We start from the raw sequence: 290 nt of genomic DNA on the forward strand, positions 1-290 counted from the left end.
GTTTCAGTCAGCGCGAACCCGCAGGCGGCTTTCCACCGCAGGTCATACGTCAACGCCTCGGCCGCTTCCCTGTCGGAAAGGTTGTGCAGTGTTTGCAACACCATCACCGACGCGATCACGTCCGCCGGTATTGACGGGCGGCCGTTCTGCGAGGAAAACAAGTCCGCAAACGCATCGTCGGGAAACAGCTCCCGACGGTGCGCTGCAAGGAAAGCGAACACCGATCCAGGCGGAAGCAAGTGCCCCGCTACGGCATCGACATCGTAAATCTCGGTTACGTCCCCGTGAGT

At 60.7% G+C, this 290-nt stretch carries 1 protein-coding gene; it reads right to left on the bottom strand.

The window, feature by feature from the left end:
* Positions 1-290, bottom strand: a 290-nt coding sequence (locus tag BV453_RS01675; RefSeq protein WP_283398766.1) for a transposase, incomplete at both ends; no start/stop codon positions are given.

The organism is Microbacterium sp. ER1, assembly GCF_023383675.1.
GTDB lineage: Bacteria > Actinomycetota > Actinomycetes > Actinomycetales > Microbacteriaceae > Microbacterium.